1 protein-coding gene is annotated in these 331 nt (G+C 52.3%); it reads left to right on the top strand.

All coding sequences use genetic code 11. From position 1 onward, the window contains the following. Positions 1–6: 6 nt before the first annotated feature. Positions 7–331 (top strand): transglycosylase domain-containing protein (locus tag ACTHS4_RS11750; RefSeq protein WP_440365978.1); only part of this gene is annotated, 325 nt, incomplete at its 3' end.

The raw sequence follows: 331 nt of genomic DNA, 5'->3' as shown, positions 1-331 counted from the left end.
CTCTTATTGGGACTGGCTCTTTTCGGTGTAGGGCTGCTTGCAATTGCAATTTTGGTCACCTATCCGAAGCTGCCGTCTTTGGACACTTTACAACACTACAAACCCAAAATGCCGCTAACGATTTATTCTTCAGACGGCCAAGTAATTGGCGTTTACGGCGAGCAACGGCGTGAATTCACCAAAATCGGTGACTTTCCCAAAGTTTTGAAAAATGCCGTGATTGCCGCCGAAGACAAACGCTTCTACGAGCACTGGGGCGTGGACGTTTGGGGTGTGGTGCGCGCCGCGATCGGCAACGTCATGGCCGGCGGCGTCCAATCCGGTGCAAGTA

This window comes from Neisseria sp. P0014.S009 (genome assembly GCF_051958155.1).
GTDB lineage: Bacteria > Pseudomonadota > Gammaproteobacteria > Burkholderiales > Neisseriaceae > Neisseria > Neisseria flavescens_C.
The sequence above is the reverse complement of the archived record's forward strand: the minus strand, read 5'-3'. Positions and strand labels throughout refer to the sequence as shown.